The organism is Haliscomenobacter sp., from assembly GCF_040403615.1.
Classification (GTDB): domain Bacteria; phylum Bacteroidota; class Bacteroidia; order Chitinophagales; family Saprospiraceae; genus Haliscomenobacter.
Map to the genome: position 1 here is coordinate 27226 of NZ_JBBAKG010000082.1, position 1565 is coordinate 28790.

Annotated in this window: 2 protein-coding genes; one reads left to right on the forward strand and one right to left on the reverse strand. The window is 49.3% G+C overall.

The window, feature by feature from the left end; translation table 11 throughout:
* On the reverse strand, positions 1–323 hold a 323-nt coding region (locus ABW391_RS21445), incomplete at its 3' end, for a cation:dicarboxylate symporter family transporter (protein WP_353483967.1).
* 172 nt (positions 324–495) lie between these two features.
* Here ABW391_RS21445 and ABW391_RS21450 point away from each other — a divergent pair.
* Positions 496–1565, forward strand: a 1070-nt coding sequence (locus ABW391_RS21450) for a PQQ-dependent sugar dehydrogenase (RefSeq protein WP_353483968.1), incomplete at its 3' end; no start/stop codon positions are given.

Genomic DNA, 1565 nt, shown 5'->3' on the forward strand with positions numbered 1-1565 from the left:
ATCAGCGCAAAAGTGGTAACGGTAATGAAGTACAACAAAGCTTTGCCCCCAATGCGCCCAAACTGCCGGATATCGCTCACCTTGCCAATGCCCGTCACGATGGTGAGAAATATGATGGGGGCAATCACCATCTTGATCATGTTGATGAAAGTCTTGGCAATGGGCTGCATGGCTTCGCCCGTTTTAGGGAAAAAAGCGCCCACCATTGCTCCCAACGCAATGGCAATCAAGACCCTGAAAGTAAGGTTGTTGTAAAATTTTGGTCGAACCAGTTGTACAGGATGGCCTTCAGCGGCAGGATCAGGGACAAAAGATGGTATCATGCGTAACGATGCTTTGCTTGATAGATGTAGATGAATAAAACCTTGACTTGACGTAAATATAATCCAAAAACGCAGGCTTGCGCTACCCTCCACGAAAAATGCCAGGGTATTTTACACTTCTGCCGTTGAGATTTGTTGTACTTTCGAAACAAGTTCAATAAAAAATTCTGCCATGCAACCATTCAGATCCCTTGTGTTATTCCCTGTTGTAGTGTTGTTGAGTGCCGCTTGTGGCCACTTTAATCCGCCACCACCCAAACTCTTCAACAACACACCTGCCTCCAAATTGCCCTTGAGCCAGATCAAGCTTCCGGAGGGATTCAAAATCGAGATTTATGCTGAGGATGTAAAAAATGCCCGCTCGATGTGCCTTTCTCCCAATGGAACCCTCTTTGTAGGCACCCGAGACGCCGGAAATGTGTATGCCCTGCAAGATACCGACGGCGACCATAAGGTGGATAAAATGTACACCCTGGCCAAAGGCTTGAACATGCCCAATGGAGTCGCCCTGCGCGATGGCGACTTGTACATCGCAGAAGTCAACCGCATCATCAAACTGGAGAACATCGAAACAGCCTTGGCCAATCCGCCACAACCGGTGGTGGTATACGACCAATACCCTACCGAAAAACACCACGGTTGGAAATACATCGCCTTTGGGCCGGATGGAAAATTGTACGTTCCCGTAGGTGCGCCCTGCAACATTTGTGAACCCGACAAAGAAATTTATGCCTCGATTACTCGCCTGGATCTTGAAACCAAAAAAGTGGAAATCGTGCAGCGCGGTATCCGCAATACGGTTGGCTTTACCTGGCATCCCGACAACAAGGAGCTGTGGTTTACCGACAATGGCCGCGACATGCTCGGCGACGATCTGCCTTCTTGTGAGCTGAACCATGCTACCCGTGATGGCATGAATTTCGGTTATCCGTATTGCCACCAGGGAGATTCGGCTGATCCCGAATTCGGCAGCAAACATCCATGCAGCGATTTCATTGCGCCAGCTCAAAAATTAGGGCCTCACGTGGCACCGCTCGGACTGGAATTTTACACCGGAAAAATGTTTCCCGCAGCCTACAAAAACCAGATCCTGGTTGCCTTGCACGGCTCCTGGAACCGGACCAAAAAAAGTGGCTACTCCATCATGATGGTCACCTTGGACAACAAAAACCAGGTTACCAGCTATAAGCCGTTTGCCGAAGGCTGGCTCAACAATGAATCGCAAGATGTATGGGGTCGCCC